The sequence below is a fragment of the Reyranella sp. CPCC 100927 genome (assembly GCF_007859315.1).
Taxonomy (GTDB): Bacteria; Pseudomonadota; Alphaproteobacteria; order Reyranellales; family Reyranellaceae; genus Vineibacter.
In genome coordinates this window covers 30,771-45,879 of the sequence record NZ_VOHA01000006.1, presented here as the reverse complement: position 1 = coordinate 45,879, position 15,109 = coordinate 30,771, and the positions used below count along the sequence as shown (strand labels likewise).

15 protein-coding genes and 1 pseudogene are annotated in these 15,109 nt (G+C 65.0%); 11 read left to right on the top strand and 5 right to left on the bottom strand.

Going from position 1 to position 15,109, the window contains the following annotated elements:
• Positions 1-163: 163 nt before the first annotated feature.
• Complete coding sequence (locus FQU96_RS17910) at positions 164-664, bottom strand: RNA polymerase sigma factor (protein WP_146542689.1); 501 nt, start codon at positions 662-664, stop codon at positions 164-166.
• Positions 665-1,046: 382 nt separating this feature from the next.
• On the opposite strand from FQU96_RS17910, the gene FQU96_RS17905 reads away from it, so the two are divergent.
• From FQU96_RS17905 to FQU96_RS17885, 5 genes are all read left to right on the top strand, one after another.
• On the top strand, positions 1,047-2,006 hold the full coding sequence (locus FQU96_RS17905) for a sugar-binding protein (protein WP_146542688.1): 960 nt from the start codon (positions 1,047-1,049) through the stop codon (positions 2,004-2,006).
• Between the two features lie 103 nt (positions 2,007-2,109).
• Positions 2,110-3,666: a sugar ABC transporter ATP-binding protein gene (locus tag FQU96_RS17900; RefSeq protein WP_146542687.1), complete on the top strand. Its 1,557-nt coding sequence runs from the start codon at positions 2,110-2,112 to the stop codon at positions 3,664-3,666.
• On the top strand, positions 3,663-4,649 hold the full coding sequence (locus FQU96_RS17895) for an ABC transporter permease (RefSeq protein WP_146542686.1): 987 nt from the start codon (positions 3,663-3,665) through the stop codon (positions 4,647-4,649). The genes FQU96_RS17900 and FQU96_RS17895 overlap by 4 nt, the downstream gene beginning before the upstream one ends.
• A gap of 299 nt (positions 4,650-4,948) precedes the next feature.
• Positions 4,949-5,584 (top strand): phosphoribosylanthranilate isomerase, encoded by a 636-nt coding sequence (locus tag FQU96_RS17890; RefSeq protein WP_146542685.1) that lies wholly within the window; start codon positions 4,949-4,951, stop codon positions 5,582-5,584.
• Positions 5,585-5,759: 175 nt separating this feature from the next.
• Positions 5,760-6,590, top strand: coding sequence for a phytanoyl-CoA dioxygenase family protein (locus FQU96_RS17885; protein WP_146542684.1), 831 nt, complete (start codon positions 5,760-5,762; stop codon positions 6,588-6,590).
• A gap of 125 nt (positions 6,591-6,715) precedes the next feature.
• Here the strand turns inward: FQU96_RS17885 and FQU96_RS42710 are convergent.
• Positions 6,716-6,823 (bottom strand): annotated as a pseudogene (locus tag FQU96_RS42710) (IS5/IS1182 family transposase); the annotation flags it as partial.
• 192 nt (positions 6,824-7,015) lie between these two features.
• Between FQU96_RS42710 and FQU96_RS17880 the strand changes: the two are divergent.
• Positions 7,016-7,864: an SDR family NAD(P)-dependent oxidoreductase gene (locus FQU96_RS17880; protein ID WP_146542683.1), complete on the top strand. Its 849-nt coding sequence runs from the start codon at positions 7,016-7,018 to the stop codon at positions 7,862-7,864.
• A 239-nt stretch (positions 7,865-8,103) separates the two neighbouring features.
• Here the strand turns inward: FQU96_RS17880 and FQU96_RS17875 are convergent, their stop codons facing one another.
• Complete coding sequence (locus FQU96_RS17875) at positions 8,104-9,081, bottom strand: tripartite tricarboxylate transporter substrate binding protein (RefSeq protein WP_146542682.1); 978 nt, start codon at positions 9,079-9,081, stop codon at positions 8,104-8,106.
• A gap of 94 nt (positions 9,082-9,175) precedes the next feature.
• Here FQU96_RS17875 and FQU96_RS17870 point away from each other — a divergent pair, with 94 nt between their 5' ends.
• The 5 genes from FQU96_RS17870 to FQU96_RS17850 all read left to right on the top strand — a co-directional run bounded on the left by FQU96_RS17870 (position 9,176) and on the right by FQU96_RS17850 (position 14,073).
• A complete protein-coding gene (locus FQU96_RS17870) occupies positions 9,176-10,120 on the top strand; it encodes a LysR family transcriptional regulator (protein ID WP_146542681.1) in 945 nt (314 codons plus the stop codon).
• A 92-nt stretch (positions 10,121-10,212) separates the two neighbouring features.
• Entirely contained in the window at positions 10,213-11,007 is a 795-nt protein-coding gene (locus FQU96_RS17865; RefSeq protein ID WP_146542680.1) for an enoyl-CoA hydratase, read from the top strand.
• Positions 11,008-12,129, top strand: coding sequence for a CaiB/BaiF CoA-transferase family protein (locus FQU96_RS17860; protein WP_146542679.1), 1,122 nt, complete (start codon positions 11,008-11,010; stop codon positions 12,127-12,129).
• Positions 12,130-12,217: 88 nt separating this feature from the next.
• Positions 12,218-12,772: an ester cyclase gene (locus FQU96_RS17855; protein WP_146542678.1), complete on the top strand. Its 555-nt coding sequence runs from the start codon at positions 12,218-12,220 to the stop codon at positions 12,770-12,772.
• Positions 12,773-13,170: 398 nt separating this feature from the next.
• A complete protein-coding gene (locus FQU96_RS17850) occupies positions 13,171-14,073 on the top strand; it encodes a hypothetical protein (protein WP_146542677.1) in 903 nt (300 codons plus the stop codon).
• 78 nt (positions 14,074-14,151) lie between these two features.
• Here FQU96_RS17850 and FQU96_RS17845 read toward each other — a convergent pair whose 3' ends face one another.
• Both FQU96_RS17845 and FQU96_RS17840 read right to left on the bottom strand, forming a co-directional pair.
• Positions 14,152-14,436, bottom strand: coding sequence for a hypothetical protein (locus FQU96_RS17845; protein ID WP_146542676.1), 285 nt, complete (start codon positions 14,434-14,436; stop codon positions 14,152-14,154).
• A 127-nt stretch (positions 14,437-14,563) separates the two neighbouring features.
• Positions 14,564-14,962, bottom strand: coding sequence for a DUF4168 domain-containing protein (locus FQU96_RS17840; protein WP_146542675.1), 399 nt, complete (start codon positions 14,960-14,962; stop codon positions 14,564-14,566).
• Positions 14,963-15,109: the final 147 nt, after the last annotated feature.

The window sequence follows — 15,109 nt, the reverse complement described above, 5'->3', positions numbered from 1 at the left end:
CTCCCCCAGCTTCGCTGGGGGAGGTGCCCGATTCGGTACTTCGACGCTTTGCGTCGAAGTACCTGAGCCGGAGGGGGACCTCACGTGGTCTCGGTAATGTGGACCACGTCGGCTCCCCTCCGCCCTTCGGGCACCTCCCCACTGCGTGGTGAGGAAGACATCCCTACACCCCGTCCTCGTTCAGCCGGGCGCGCAGATGCAGATAGGCCTGCCGGATCAGAGCCCAGGTGCGCGACGTCGACAGCCCCAGTTCGGCCCCCACCTCTTTCAGGGTCTTGTCGCCCAGCCGATGCAGTTCGAACGCCTGCCGGGTCTTGTCCGGCAGTTCCCGCATCGCCTTCTCGACAATCGCGAGGCGCTGGCGGTCATAGACGACGGCGAACGCCGACGGCGCCGGATCGACGAACTGCTGGAGGTCGTTCGCGTCGGGGTCGACATACGCCACCACCCGCTCGCGCCGTTGCCAGTCTACCGACAGATTGCGCGCCACGCGATGCAGGTAAGCTCTGGGGTTGTCGTCGGTGCCCTGCGGCACCGCGCTCAGCACACGGACGAAGGTGTCTTGCGTCAGGTCAGCCGCGGTCTGCGGCGTATGACCACGGCGGCGCAGGAAGCGGTCGATCTCCCGTGCGTGTCTGATGAAAAGCTTCTGGAGATCCCACACCGATGACCCCCGGCGCGCAGTCACCGTCCGGTGATCGTCGATACCGCGCTCTTAGAGAATTTGCAACTCATTCGCAATAGCAATTAGCGCCGCCGGATGCCGCCCGCAAGCAGCGACCTGTCGGGAAAATGCGTGCTGCTGAATACTTCATGATGAGCACAGGCGAATGCTCTGCATTCACCGGGTCGAACCCTGAAGCGTCTCGCATCGTGCGCGACGGATCTTGGCGATGCGCAGTGCATCGGACGCTGCCAGGGATCACGCACGGGGGCACAACATCCCTTCACCGGCATTGCCCGCTCGGCTATCGTTTCATCCTGAAAGTGCATCACGCGACGCGATCAAACCTGATGGGCTTTGTCAGAAAACAACTGGAGGAAACATGCACTATAAATTTCTGCTGGCCGCTGCGGCTGCAGCCAGCCTGGCCCTCGGCGGACCGGCGCTGGCCCAGGACAAGAAGAAGCTGGCCTTTGTCGTGAATGCGTCTTCCGACTTCTGGAAACTGGCCGAGGCCGGCGTGAAGAAGGCGCAGGGCGAACTGCCGAAGTACCAGTTGCAGTTCCGCTACCCCGCCCAGGGCACCGCTGCGGCGCAGAATTCGCTGATGGATGACCTCGTCACATCAGGTGTCGCCGCCATCATGATCTCGTCCGCCGACCCGAAGAACTCCATCGACGCCTTCAACCGCATCGCCGCCCAGATCCCGCTCTTCACGACGGATTCGGACGCGCCTGACTCCAAGCGCATCGCCTATCTCGGCTCGTCCAACACGGATGCCGGCGTGCAGGCCGGCGAAGAGATGGTCAAGGCGATGGCCGGCAAGCCCGGCAAGTGCATGGGCTTCGTGGGCTTCCTCGGCGCCGACAACGCCAAGGAGCGCATCGCCGGCTTCAGGAAGGCCATCGCCGGCAAAGGCATCGAGCTGGTCGACGTGCGCGGCGATGACGTGGATTTCACCAAGGCGCGCACCAATGTCGATGACGTCCTGGTGGCCAAGCCCGAAATCAACTGCATGGTCGGGTTCTATTCCTACAACCCGCCCAAGATCTACGAGGCCCTGCAGGCCGCCGGCAAGCTCGGCAAGATCACCGTGGTGGCGTTCGACGAGGATCCGGTCACCCTGGGCGCCGTAAAGCAAGGCTCGTTCGCTTCGACCGTCGTGCAGCAGCCTTTCGAGTGGGGCTATCAGGGCATGAAGCTGATGGCGAAGTATCTCGAGGGCGACAAATCCGGCGTGCCGCAGGACAAGCTGATCATCGTGCCGACCAAAGTGATCAACAAAGCCAATGTCGAGGCGTTCGAGGCCGACCTGAAGGCAAAGATCGCCAGCGCCCGCTAAGCTAAGGCACTCCTGGGAGCGCGGGCGTCCCGCCCGCTCATGTCAGGCGAAAGGATCGCTTTCGCCTGATGCGGGCCACAGGCCCGCGCTCCCAGGTAAAGCCATGTCCGCCACCACGCCCTCGCCGTCACCGCTGGCCGAGCAGCCGTTCCTGCGGCTTCGCGGCGTGCGGAAATCCTATCCCGGCGTCGTCGCGCTGGCTGGGCTGGACCTCGAGGTCCGTCGCGGCGAAGTCATCGGCCTGGTCGGCGAAAACGGCGCCGGCAAGTCGACCTTGATGAAGATCCTGGGCGGTGTCATTGCGCCCGATCGCGGCACGATCGACGTGGACGGTGAACCGCGCGCAGCCTTGACGGTCGGCCAGTCGATCGGCGCCGGCATCGCCTTCGTCCACCAGGAACTCAATCTCTTCGACAACCTCGATGTAGCCGCCAACGTCTTCATCGGCCGCGAACCGCGCCGGTACGGCATCCTCAATCTCGTCGACACGGAACGGCAGCGGGCGGCGGTGGCGCCGCTGCTCAAGCGGCTGGGCGCGAATTTCGGCCCCGAGGTCCCCGTGCGCCGGCTGTCGCTGGCGCAACAGCAGATCGTCGAAATCGCCAAGGCCCTGAGCTACGATGCGCGCCTGATCATCCTCGACGAGCCGACATCCAGCCTGCCGTTGCGCGAGACCGAGAAGCTGCTCGAGGTCATCAACGGCCTCAAGGCCGACGGTATCGCCACCATCTTCATCTCGCACCGGCTTCACGAAATAGAACGTGCCTGCGATCGCGTGATCGTGCTGCGCGATGGTCAGCTCGCGGGTGAACTGGAGCGCGCGGAAACCACCTACCAGAAGCTTGTCCGGCTGATGATCGGCCGCGACCTCAAGGTGGTCTACACCGCGCCCGGCGCGCCACGCGGCGAGGTCGCGCTGTCGGTGCGCGCGCTGCGCACAGCCGCCTATCCGCACCATCCGGTCGACCTGGATCTGCACCGCGGCGAGATCCTGGGCCTCGCCGGGCTCGTCGGCTCCGGCCGCAGCGAACTGGCCCGGGCAATCTTCGGCATCGATCCGATCTATGGCGGGTCAGTCGCCCTCGACGGCACCCCGCTTGCCATCACGAGCACCCGCAGCGCCACCGGACACGGCATCTTCCTCGTGCCGGAGAACCGCAAGGAGGCGGGCATCCTGCTCGACATGTCGATCGCCCAGAACATCACTTTGCCCAATCTCGAGGCCTACGCGCGCGGCGGCCTCGTCTCGCCGGCCGCCGAGGTGCGGCGCGCCGAGCAGAGCAAGATCGACCTCGATATCCGCACGCCCGACGTGACGGTGCGCACCGGCGCCCTGTCGGGCGGCAACCAGCAGAAGGTGGCGCTGGCCAAGTGGCTGGCGATGAATCCGCGGGTGATCATTCTCGACGAGCCGACCCGCGGCATCGACATCGGGGCGAAGTTCGAAATCTACCGGCTCATGCGCGGACTGGCGGACGCCGGCGTGGCGGTGCTGATGATCTCTTCCGATATGGAGGAGGTGATCGGCGTTTCCGACCGCATTGCGGTCATGCACGAGGGATGCATTTCCGGGATGCTGAGGCGCGATCAGTTCAGCGAGGAAAACGTGCTCATGCTCGCGGTGGGCCGCGGCATCGACGATGAGGGAGCAAAGGCGTGACCAAGAAAGACCTGGGCCTGCTGATCCTGATCCTCGTCGTCGGTCTTGGCGTCTATCTCCTCAACCCGCTGTTCCTGTCGCCCAACAACCTCGCCAACACGGCCAATCTCATTGCCCTGTTCGGCCTGTTTTCGATCGCCCAGGGCTTCGTCATCATCACCGGCGGCATCGAACTCTCCGTCGGTTCGATGATCGCGCTGCTGGGTGTGCTCTTCGTCGACATGGTCGGCCGGCTGGGCGTGCCCTGGCCGCTGGCCGCGGCGATCGTCATGGGCATCGGCCTGCTGCTGGGTCTCGCCCACGGGCTGCTGATCGCCAAGCTGCATATCCAGCCCTTCGTGGTGACGCTCTGCGGCCTGCTCATCTACCGCGGTGCGTCGCGGGGTTATACGGCCGACGCCACCGCGGGCTTTCCGTTCGGCACCACCTATCCCGGTCTCGATTTCTTCGTCGCGCGGCCCTGGGGCATCCCGACGTCGGTGTTCGTCCTGGCGGTGGTGGCCGTGATCGCCTGGATCGTGCTGCATCGTTCGGTGTTCGGCCGTTACCTCTTCGCCGTCGGCAAGAACGAGGAAGCCGCCAAGTTCTCGGGCATCCGCACGGGTGCGGTGACCATCGCGGCCTACGTGATCTGCGCCGCACTGACGACCATCGCGGCCATCTTCTTCGCGATGTACACGCGATCGGTATCGCCCTCCTCGCATGCGAACTTCTACGAGCTCTATGCGATCGCCGCCGCGGTTCTCGGCGGCTTCTCGCTGCGCGGCGGCGAGGGCTCGATCGTCGGCGTCATTCTCGGCACGATCCTGCTCCAGGTGCTCCAGAACCTCGTCAACCTGCTGGGCATCCCGTCCTCGCTCAACTTCGCCGTGATGGGCACGGTCATCCTGGTCGGCGTCCTGGTCGATCAGCAATGGGACTCGTTCCGCGAGCGGCGGCGCATCCGCGAAGCCGCCCGCACGACACCCGACGCCGCAACCTAGAGCCACCCTGGGAGCGCGGGCCTCTGGCCCGCATCAAGGCGAAAGCTCTGCTTTCGCTTGACGTGAGCGGGCGGGACGCCCGCGCTCCCGGGGGCATGGGGCCAATCGACGGAATCCGCTGTGGGCCCGCCGTTTGGGTCACGGATACAGCCGTCATCCCGAGCGCAGCGAGGGATCTTCTGCAAGTGACGCACGGGTGCGTCTGCATCGAAAGATCCCTCTCCTGAGCCTGTCGAAGGGGCGCTCGGGAAGACAGTTCCGAGTCACGCTCAAGCGATAGCAGGGACTAGGATGGGAACATGGCGAAAGTCGAAGTCAAAATCTGCGGGGTGAAGACGACGGAGGCACTGGAAGCCGCCGCCAGGGGCGGTGCCGCCTATGTGGGCTTCAACGTTTACCGGCCCTCCCCGCGCTATGTGTCACCCGAGCAGGCGGCCGCACTCTCCCAGCACGTACCACTCGGCATGAAGAGCGCCGTGGTGACGGTCGACGCCGATGACGCCTTGTTCGAAGAAATCTTCCGGCTCTTTGTGCCCGACCTCATCCAGTTGCACGGCAAGGAACCACCCCGACGGGCGGCGGATCTGAAAGCCAGATGGAAAACGCCCATCATCCGCGCCGTTCCCATTGCCACGGCGGAGGATTTCGACACTGTGAGAGCGCACGAGGGTGTCGCGGACTATTTCTTGTTCGATGCCGCCCCGCCCACAGGCGCCGCGCTTCCCGGCGGCAATGCGGCCACCTTCGACTGGACGCTCTTGCCGGGACAAAGCGTTGCCACGCCCTGGTTTCTGGCGGGTGGTCTGAACGCGACGAACGTGAGGCAAGCCATCACGCTGTCCGGCGCCGTGCGCGTGGACCTCTCTTCGGCCGTCGAACGCGCGCCGGGGGAGAAGGATCCAGCCATGATCGAGGAACTGTTGCGCGGGCTCTGACCACGCGCTGTCGTGCCCATCTTGATTCCGCCTTTCTGCTTCCGTATACGCTCCCGCCATGATGTTCATGTCCACAGTCTTCGCGCTGATCTGAACGACCCAGGTCGTTCCGGCGCATCCGCGCCCCCTGATCACAACGGCTGCGCTGACACGGCGGCCGAGCGGAGACTGTGCAATGCCCGAAATCGAGCACACCGGCCTGACTTCGCGTCAGGTCCAGAGCTTCATCGACGACGGATTCGTCAAAGTCGAGACGGCTTTCAGCACGCAGCTTGCGGAGCAATGCCGGGACGCGTTGTGGGCCGACATTGGCCTGTCGCCGGACGAACCCGAAAACTGGATTCATCCCGTCGTTCGGGTGGCATCCAAGGCGTCGCGCCCCTTCATCGAAGCCGCCAACACGCCGCGCCTGCACCAAGCCTATGATCAACTCGTCGGCAGTGGTCGCTGGCTTGCGCCCAAAGGCCTTGGGACCTTTCCGATCCGCTTTCCTTCACCACAGGCCCCTGGTGACGACGGCTGGCACATCGACGTGAGCTTCGGCTCCGACAATCCGGACTTCATGGAATGGCGCGCCAATGTGACGAGCCGCGGACGCGCCTTGCTGATGCTCTTCCTGTTCTCGGATGTCGGCCCTGATGATGCGCCCACGCGGATCCGCAAAGGCTCGCACGGCGCCATTGCGCGTCAGTTGATGCCCTACGGCGATGCCGGCGCGACGCTCAGGCAGATCTCCGCCGATGGCTATGCGTCGACGGAAGATTGTGCGGTTGAACTGGCAACGGGTTCGGCAGGCACCGTCTACCTGTGCCACCCGTTCCTCGTTCACGCCGCGCAATCGCACCGAGGCCAGCAGCCGCGCTTCATGGCGCAGCCGCCGCTGCTGCCAGCGGGCGCATTCGATCCGGCATTGCCACCCTCGCCGGTTCAGATCGCCATCCGTCGGGCGTGTGGGCTGACGTTGGTCCCTGAAGACGGGACGTTGCGACAGTCGTCTCAAGCCTAGGACCGGCTCTCGTTGGCATGTGACTCAGGATCGTCATCCCGAGCGCAGCGAGGGATCTTTCGATGCAGGCGCACCCGTGCGTCACTTCAGAAGATCTTCGCTGCGCTCGGGATGACAGCTGTATCAGTGACCCGCGTTCCAGGCTGGTGCACGCGTATAACGGACGTATCGATCATTTGGATGGTCGCATCGTGAGCCGTCGCCAAGCCATTCATGATCCGATCCCAGACGCCGTCGCTGTCTCGCTGGTCTGAAGTTACTTCCGCTTTCGGCGGACATGGCCGGACTTACTACTGGCTCGACTCGGTCGCGAACGACCCAAACCGGACATGGCGCGCGGCGCGCCTCTGAGCTTAAGTAAGAAACCTCAGCGATCCAGATAGTATCCTGCCAAGGCCAATTGCAAAAGCAACGGAAACACGCACATGCAAGACCTTACCGGACGGACAGCCTTCGTCACTGGAGCAGCATCAGGCATCGGATTAGGGATCGCCACGGCGCTGTCGCACGCGGGGGTGAATGTCATGTTATGCGACATCGAGGGAGAGGCGTTGGCAACGGCGGTAGCGAAATTGAAACTTACCAACGCCAACGTTGACGGCGTGAGAGCGGATGTATCGCTTAAAGCAGAACTCCAAGCCGCAGCGGATGCCACCATGTCGCGCTACGGAAAAGTCCATATTCTGGTCAACAATGCGGGGGTCCCCGGCGGCCGGGGTTATGGTCATTGGACAGATGCGGGTTGGCATTGGGTTCTCGACGTCAATCTGATGTCGGTGATTTGGGGCATCGAGATTTTCGGTCCGCTGATCGAGGCGCACGGCGAAGGAGGGCAAGTTGTTTCCACGGCGTCCGTCTTCGGGCTGATTGCTGGAGGAAGTCCGGAGTATGATGTGAGCAAATATGGCGTGGTGGCTCTGTCCGAAGGACTGCGTCAGGCGCTCGCGCCGCGGAAAATCGGGGTATCCGTCCTGTGTCCGGGCGTTGTCCGCACTCAGATCATGAATTTTCGTCGCAACGTGCCGCAGCGGTTCGTTGGGAAGATCGACAGTCCGCCGATGGAAGGACCGGTCGCCGATTTCATCAAGGCATTCCAGGAGCGGACCAACAATGGCATCGATCCGCTCTATGTCGGCGAACTGGTTCGCGAGGCAATCGAAAATGACTGGCCCTACATCTTCACCGACACCGAACGCGAGCCCATGATCGACGCGCGCTTCGCCGCGATCAAGCAGGGCTTTGACCGCATACGCGGAAGGACGCCGCGGCGCTAGTACCCGGAATCACGCGTCCCTGATACAGTTGTCATCCCGAGCACAGCGAGGGATCTTTCAATGCAGGCGCACCCGTGCGTCACTTTCAGAAGATCCCTCGCTGCGCTCGGGATGACGATCCTGAGTCACACTCGAGCGATAGTCGGTACTAGCGAGGGAATGCTCCTGGGAGCGCGGGCCTCTGGCCCGCATCAAGGACTGCACCCGCCATGAGCGGGCGAGACGCCAGCGCTCCCAGGTCATTCCGGCTGAAGACCTGCGTCACGCACCAGCGCGGCCCAGTGCCGTGCCTCGGCCTCGAAGAAGCCCTGGAGATCGGCCGCCGGCATGACGAACGGCTCGGCCCCGCGTGCGGCAAGTTGCTGCGCGAATTCAGGCGCCGCGACAGCGTGACCCAGCGCCTGGCGCAGACGCATCACGATCGGTTCGGGCGTGTCGACGGGGGCGTAAAGCGCGAACCAGAAATTGAGATTGAAGTCGGTCACGCCGGCTTCCGCCATCGTCGGCACATCCGGCAAGGCCGGGGACCGTGCCCGCGACGTCACCGCCAAGGCGCGCGCCTGTCCCCCCTGCACCCGCGCGATGGTCGACGTGATGTTGTCGAACAGGAAGCTGATCTCGCCGGACAGCAGCGCCGTCGCGGCTGGCGCGCTGCCCTGGTAAGGCACCTGCAGTGCCTCGAAGCCGGCGATCTTCTGCAGCAGCACGGAAAACATGTGGGGCGAGCTGCCCGCCCCGTAAGTCCCGTAGCTCAGCCCGCCGGGCTCGCGCTTGCCGCGCGCGACAAGCTCCTGCACCGAACGCACGTCGAGCGTACGCGGGTTCACCACCAGCGCGTTGGGCAGTGCCGCGACGGTTCCGATGCCCACGAAGTCTTTCAACGGATCGTAGCGGACGTTGCGCATGAGCAGCGGGTTGAGCACCTGCGTCTGGACCGGGCCGAGCCAGAGGGTGGTGCCATCAGGCTTGGCGCGCGCCGCAACCACGGCGCCGATGCTGCCGCTGGCGCCGCCGCGATTCTCGACGATCACGGGCGCGCCGATTGCATCGCGCAGTCCGGCGGCGACGAGGCGCGCCACGAGATCGGTAGGCCCTCCCGCCGGGTAGCCGACGACGATGCGGATGGTCTGGCCCGCCGGCCAGTCCTGGGCGCGGGCGGGGCCGATGGCGGACAGGGCGAGCGCAGCGGCGAGCAGGCTGCGCCTCGTGGCGTTCATGTCATTCCTCCGTATTGCCACGGAAGCTGCCCGTCCCCGATCCAGAATACAAAGTCATATTGATGATCGCTGCCATAGCCTGGCATTATGAGTGATGGATGCCCGCATTCTTCGCTATTTCGTCGCCATCGCCGAAGAAGGCTCGATCTCCCGCGCGGCCGAGCGGCTGCACGTATCCCAGCCGGCGCTCAGCGCACAGATCCGCAACCTGGAGGGCGAGCTGGGCTCGCAGTTGCTGCACCGCATGCCGCGCGGCGTGGCGCTGACCGAGGCGGGGACCAAGCTGCTGGGCCATGCGCGGCACATCGGGCAAGCGCTGGCGTTGGCGCGCGACGATCTGCTGGGTGACGCGGCGACGACCATCGGCACCGTCACCGTCAGCTTCCCGCAATCGGTGGCGATGGTCCTGACGCGGCCGCTGGTGGAAGAGGTGCTGCACAGCCTCCCGCGCGTCGCGCTGAGCGTGCGCGAGAGCAACACGGGCTACATCCCCGACCTGCTGCGCACCGGACGGACGGACGTCGGCTTCGTCTTCCGCAAGGCGGACACGGTGGGACTGAAGGCGCGACGCCTGCTGGACGAGGATCTGCTCGCCATCGGCCCGCCCGGTGCTTTCGACCGCGGCCCCGACGGCATCGCCCCCAAGCCGTTGCGCTTCTCCCGGCTGGCGCAGCTGACGCTCGTCATCCCCGGCCGCCCGCACAGCCTGCGCGAACTGCTGAACGACTACGCCCGGCGGGCGCGCGTCGAGTTGCGCGTGAGGGTCGAGGTGGACGCCATCCCACAGATCAAGGAGCTGGTCGCCGCCGGCACCGGCCATTCGGTCCTGTCAAGCAACACGGTGCGCGAGGATGTGGCGGCGGGCCGGCTCTCGGCCGCACGCATCGTTTCGCCGGCGCTCCAGCGCTCGGTCTTCCTCTGCGGCCAGGCCGACGTGCCGCAGACGCGCGCGGTGCGCGCCGTCGAACAAGCCATCCTGACCGTGGCGACGCGGTTGGTTGAACGCGGACGCTGGAAGGCACGATTGGCACTGGCATAAGCTGAACCTATGGCTGTCAGCCTATCTTAGTCTTGGATTATCGATGGCGAACCCGGTTCTCTCCGCCCGAACCCGCAGGAGTGAACCACCCGATGTCTTCCGGTCCTTTTGTCCATGTGCGTCATGACGAGCGCCCCGCGTTTGCGGGTGTCGCGTATGTCACCATCGACAACCGCGCCAAACTGAACGCACTGAACTCCAGCGTCATCCGCGCGTTCGTCGCCGCCGTCGAGCAGCTCGGGACAGACGCCGCGTTGCGCGCCATCGTCGTCACCGGCTGGGGCGACAAGGCCTTCGTCGGTGGCGCCGACATTCAGGAGCTGTCGACCCTGCACCAGCCGGGCGCCGCCCGCGCCTTCATCACCGGCGTCCACGAGGCCTGCCGCTGCCTGCGCGACTGTCCCGCCCCGGTCATCGGCCGGGTCAACGGCTTCACCTTGGGCGCCGGGCTTGAGCTGATGGCGGCCTGCGACATGCGTGTCGCGGTCGAAGGGGCCAAGCTCGGCATGCCCGAGGTGCGCTTCGGCATGCCCTCGGTCGTCGAGGCTGCCCTCTTCCCGGGACTGATCGGCTGGGGCCGGACGCGGCAGATGCTGTTGCTGGGCGACATGATCCCGGCCGAGGAAGCCCTGCAATGGGGTCTCGTCGAGCGCGTCGTCCCCGCCGCCGAACTGGACGCCGCCGTGGACGCCTGGCTGACGTCGCTGGCGGCCAACAGCGTGCGCGGCGTGCGGCTGCAGAAGAAGCTCATTCGCGCCTGGGAGACCCTGCCGATGGAGCAGGCCGTCCAGCGCGGCATCGACATCTTCGCCGAGACTCACGAGATCGCCGAGCCGCGCGAGCTGCTGCAGCGCTTCCTCGATCACCAGGCGGCAAGGAAGAAGTAGATGTTGTTGGCCGGCATCAAGGTCCTGGAGCTCGGGCAGATCCTCGCCGCGCCCTACGCGGCGGAGATCCTGGCTGACATGGGCGCCGACGTCCTCAAGGTCGAGCGGCCTGATGGCGGCGACGACGCGCGCGGCTGGGGTCCTCCGTTCTGGAATGGCGATGCCGCGCTGTTCCATCAGATGAACCGAAACAAGCGCAGCGTGGCGCTGGATATGAAATCGCCCGATGGGCTGGCGTGCATGCTGGCGCTGATGGCGGAGGCCGATGTCTTCATCCACAACCTCCGCCCCGGCGTGCCCGAGAAGCTCGGCATCGGCGCACAAGCCATGCGCGCGCGCTTCCCGCGGCTGATCTATGCCGATATCGGTGCCTTCGGGCATCTCGGCCCGATGAACCGGCAGCCGGGCTACGAACTGCTGGTACAGGCGTTCGGCGGCCCGATGAGCATCACCGGCGAGTCCGGCGGCACGCCGGTCCGCTGCGGGCCGTCGATCAACGATCTCGGCTCTGGCATGTGGACCGCCATCGGCGTGCTCGGCGCGCTGCTGCGACGTGCGCGCACCGGCGAAGGCTGCCTGGTACAGACCTCGCTGTTCGAGACCGCGGTGTGCTGGACCAGCATCGCGGCATCGAACTTCCTGGCCTCCGGCACGCCGCCCCGCCGCGAGGGCTCGAAGCATCCGTCCGTCGTGCCCTATGGTGCGTTTGAGACGGCAGACGGCCCGCTGATCATCGGCGCCGGCAGCGACCGGCTGTTCCGCACGCTCAGCGACGTACTGGGCCATCCGGAATGGGCCACCGACCCGCGCTTTCTCAACAACAGCGACCGCGTGCTCAACCGTGGCGCGCTGGAGGCCCTCGTCACGGAGCGGCTGCGAACCCGCCCGCGCGCGGCATGGGCCGAAATGCTGCAGGCGGCCGGCGTTCCGTGCGCCTCCATCCAGACCATTCCCGAGGTGCTGTCCCATGAACAGACCGGCGCTCTGGGCATGGTGCAGGCGGTAACGGGAACATCAGGCGTACAACTGATCGCGATGCCGCTCTCCTTCGATGGGGAGCGGCCGCAGGCACGGTTGCCGTCTCCGGCTCTGGGTGGTGCCGTTGGATTTGCAACGGATTGAACGTGCACGGCGCCGTCTTCGCTCACGCGCTGATTGACGCGAGCCCCGTGGTGCCGGCTACCATGGCCTCCGCGATACGGAGGAAGCCATGTCCCAGCACGACCTCGCCGCCCTGTGGGAGGCGCATTGCCGTCACGAGTTCGAGACCCGCGATGTCGATGCGACCATGGCCACGATGGTGCCGCAGCCCTACGTCAATCACATCCCGACGATGACCGGCGGCGTCGGCCATGACGAGTTGAAGCGCTTCTACAAATATCATTTCGTCGGCGCCAATCCCGAGGACACGCGCCTCGTCCCGATCAGCCGCACCATCGGCAACGACACCTTGGTCGACGAGATGCTGTTCTGCTTCACCCACACGCGCGAGATCGACTGGATGCTGCCCGGCGTCGCGCCGACCGGCTGCACCGTCGAGATCCCGCTGATCGCCATCGTGCACTTCGTGGGTGACAAGGTGGCGCACGAACACATCTATTGGGACCAGGCCTCGGTGCTGGTGCAGATCGGCAGGCTCGATCCCACCGGCCTGCCCGTCGCCGGCGCCGAGACCGCGCGCAAGCTGCAGGACAAGGCCGCGCCCAGCAACACGCTGATGGCCAAGGCCTGGGCCACCAGCGCCGGCAAGCCGCTGAGCGGCTAGCGTCTGACTTGTTCGAATAGACGCACGCGATCGCTCGATCTCCGCTGTCATCCCGGGCGCAGCGAGGATCGAGGGTCGATGCCTGGATCCCTCGCTGCGCTAGGGGTGAGCGAGAATTTCGGCAGCTTGGCCAATTCCTCCTTCGTTGTGTACATGCTGAGCTACAATACGCCGCTGGCGAAGATTTTGGCGCCGACGCGCAAAGACCTGCGCCAGGTGTTTCGACGCGGGGTGCTATGAGATTAAGGCTGGTAGGCGTTGCCGCCGCTGCGGTTCTCCTTGTTGCAACAGCCGGCTACCTAAGCTGGCAGCGCTGGGGCGGGAGGACCCAGCCGGCGGAACCGTCCTGTGGCCCGCTGCTCCCAGATGTCGCCGCTGGCTGTATCGCGAGCTTTCCTGTGACGGGTATCGACGTTTGGCCGTCGACAAAGATCGCCCTGTCGCGCACGGCTCTTATGGCGGCTGGCCCCTTTCCTGACGACCCTGGCAAGCAGGCGTTGGTCGCCTACAGCCTAGGGGATGGACGGGAGTTGTGGCGGCTTCCGGTCGTAACCCCGAAACCGTCGGTCGCCATTTCGATGGGCAACGACCTGGCAGCCATCTGGAATCCGGGCACGTCATCGGTGCGCGTCTTCGCAATTCCGGATGGAAGGCCGGTCGCAGAGGTGCGTAGCGGGCTGCCAGGCGATGACGTGTCCTTTGTCGATGATGGGGCCGCCATCGTCCTGGGCGATCGACATTTCCGACATATGTATCGGCTAGCAGACGGAACCGAGAGTATCGTGCCCGGTTTCGACAACACGAAGTGCATCGGTCCAGTGGGACGCAGCAATATCGGTGTGGTGACGAGTCGAGACAACTTGCTTACAGCAATCGTCACAACGCGGGATTCGCTGAACCTTCGCAATGGACGCATCGAGCCCGTGCAATCCATCACCCAACAGATCCTGTGCAGCAAAGGTCTGCTGACACTGTCGCCGCCGCCTGGGGCTTCGGTGTCAAAAATCCCGGTGGCCGTCTTTGCTCCGAATGATGATCGCCTGGCGTTGGTCTACGATGCCGTCGGTGCAGATGGCCGGAACGGAACATTGATCGAGATCCGGAATACCTCCCAGCGCTCGCCAAGCGAGCGTAGCGTGGGTCACGATGCCGGCGTCGTCGCCACATTCGCCATGGATGGCTTGGTCTACCATCGTTTAGCTTGGTCCTTGGATGGCCGCACATTGGCAGTCGTGCGATCAATTTCAGCCGAGTCCCAAGGTCCGTCGAACCTAACCGCTCGAGTTTACGCGGTGCCCTGAGGCTCAGCCAAAGACTGAACTCTCCAGATCCCTCGCTGTGCTGGGGGATGACCGCACGACCGCAGGTGTCGCCGCGGCCTAGCGTGCCGGCGGCAGTTCGATCGCGATCACCGTCGCGGGCTGCGCGTCGCTGGCCACGCCGTTGTACCAGCCGCCGTTCCACACGTATCCGTTCCAGGCATAGCCATTGTAGGCAATGCCGTTGCCGCCGCCACCGTTCCACGCGGCGCCGTTGAAAAAGATTCCGTTCACCTCGACGCCGTTCCACAGCGTGCCGTTGAGTTCGGCATCGGCGCGGGCCGGCTGGGTGGCCCCGAAGGCGGCGACCACAAGGGTTACGGTGATCATGATCGTGCGAAACATGGGTGTCTCCCTGGATTTCAGGAGAGCGCCTTGCCCTCCGTCTGTAGGAGCACCCTATCGGGCCGGCGTATCGGCCCGATGTCGCAAGCGGAAGTTCGCGTGTCGTGTGTATCGACGACGGCCTGACCTACTGGTCCTTCGGCATGCGGTCGACGATCTTGCGCTGCACCTCGCGGTCGGCCTGGGCGATCTCGAAGATCTGCTGGTAGCGATCGACCGACATGCCCTTGCGCTCGACCGCCTGTGCCATTTCGGTCAGCGCCTGCTGCCGCGTCTTTTCGGCGGCCTCGGGACTCTGCTTGGCCGCTTCCTGGACCTTGGGCGACCATTGCTTGTTCAGCTGCCGCACCTCCGTGGCCGCAGCGGCGAAGGTGTCGATTTCCTTGTCGCTGACGTTGGTGGGCTGCGGTTGCGTCTGCCCCGGCGGCGGCGCGGTGGACTGCGCCACCACGGACGGCACCACGACGAGGCTGCCCAGGCCGACGCTGGTTGCGACAACGAAAAGCAAGTTTCGATTCAACGCCATGGGACACTCCTTGCGAAGGTCGGCAGCACGATGGCCACCCGATAAAACCGCGTTCGGATGACAACCGCGGGCGTGGCGTTGGGTTCCCCGACGGCTGTGACCCAAAAGGTCTTGTTCTCCAATCGAGAATACCCATATGGGAAGCGG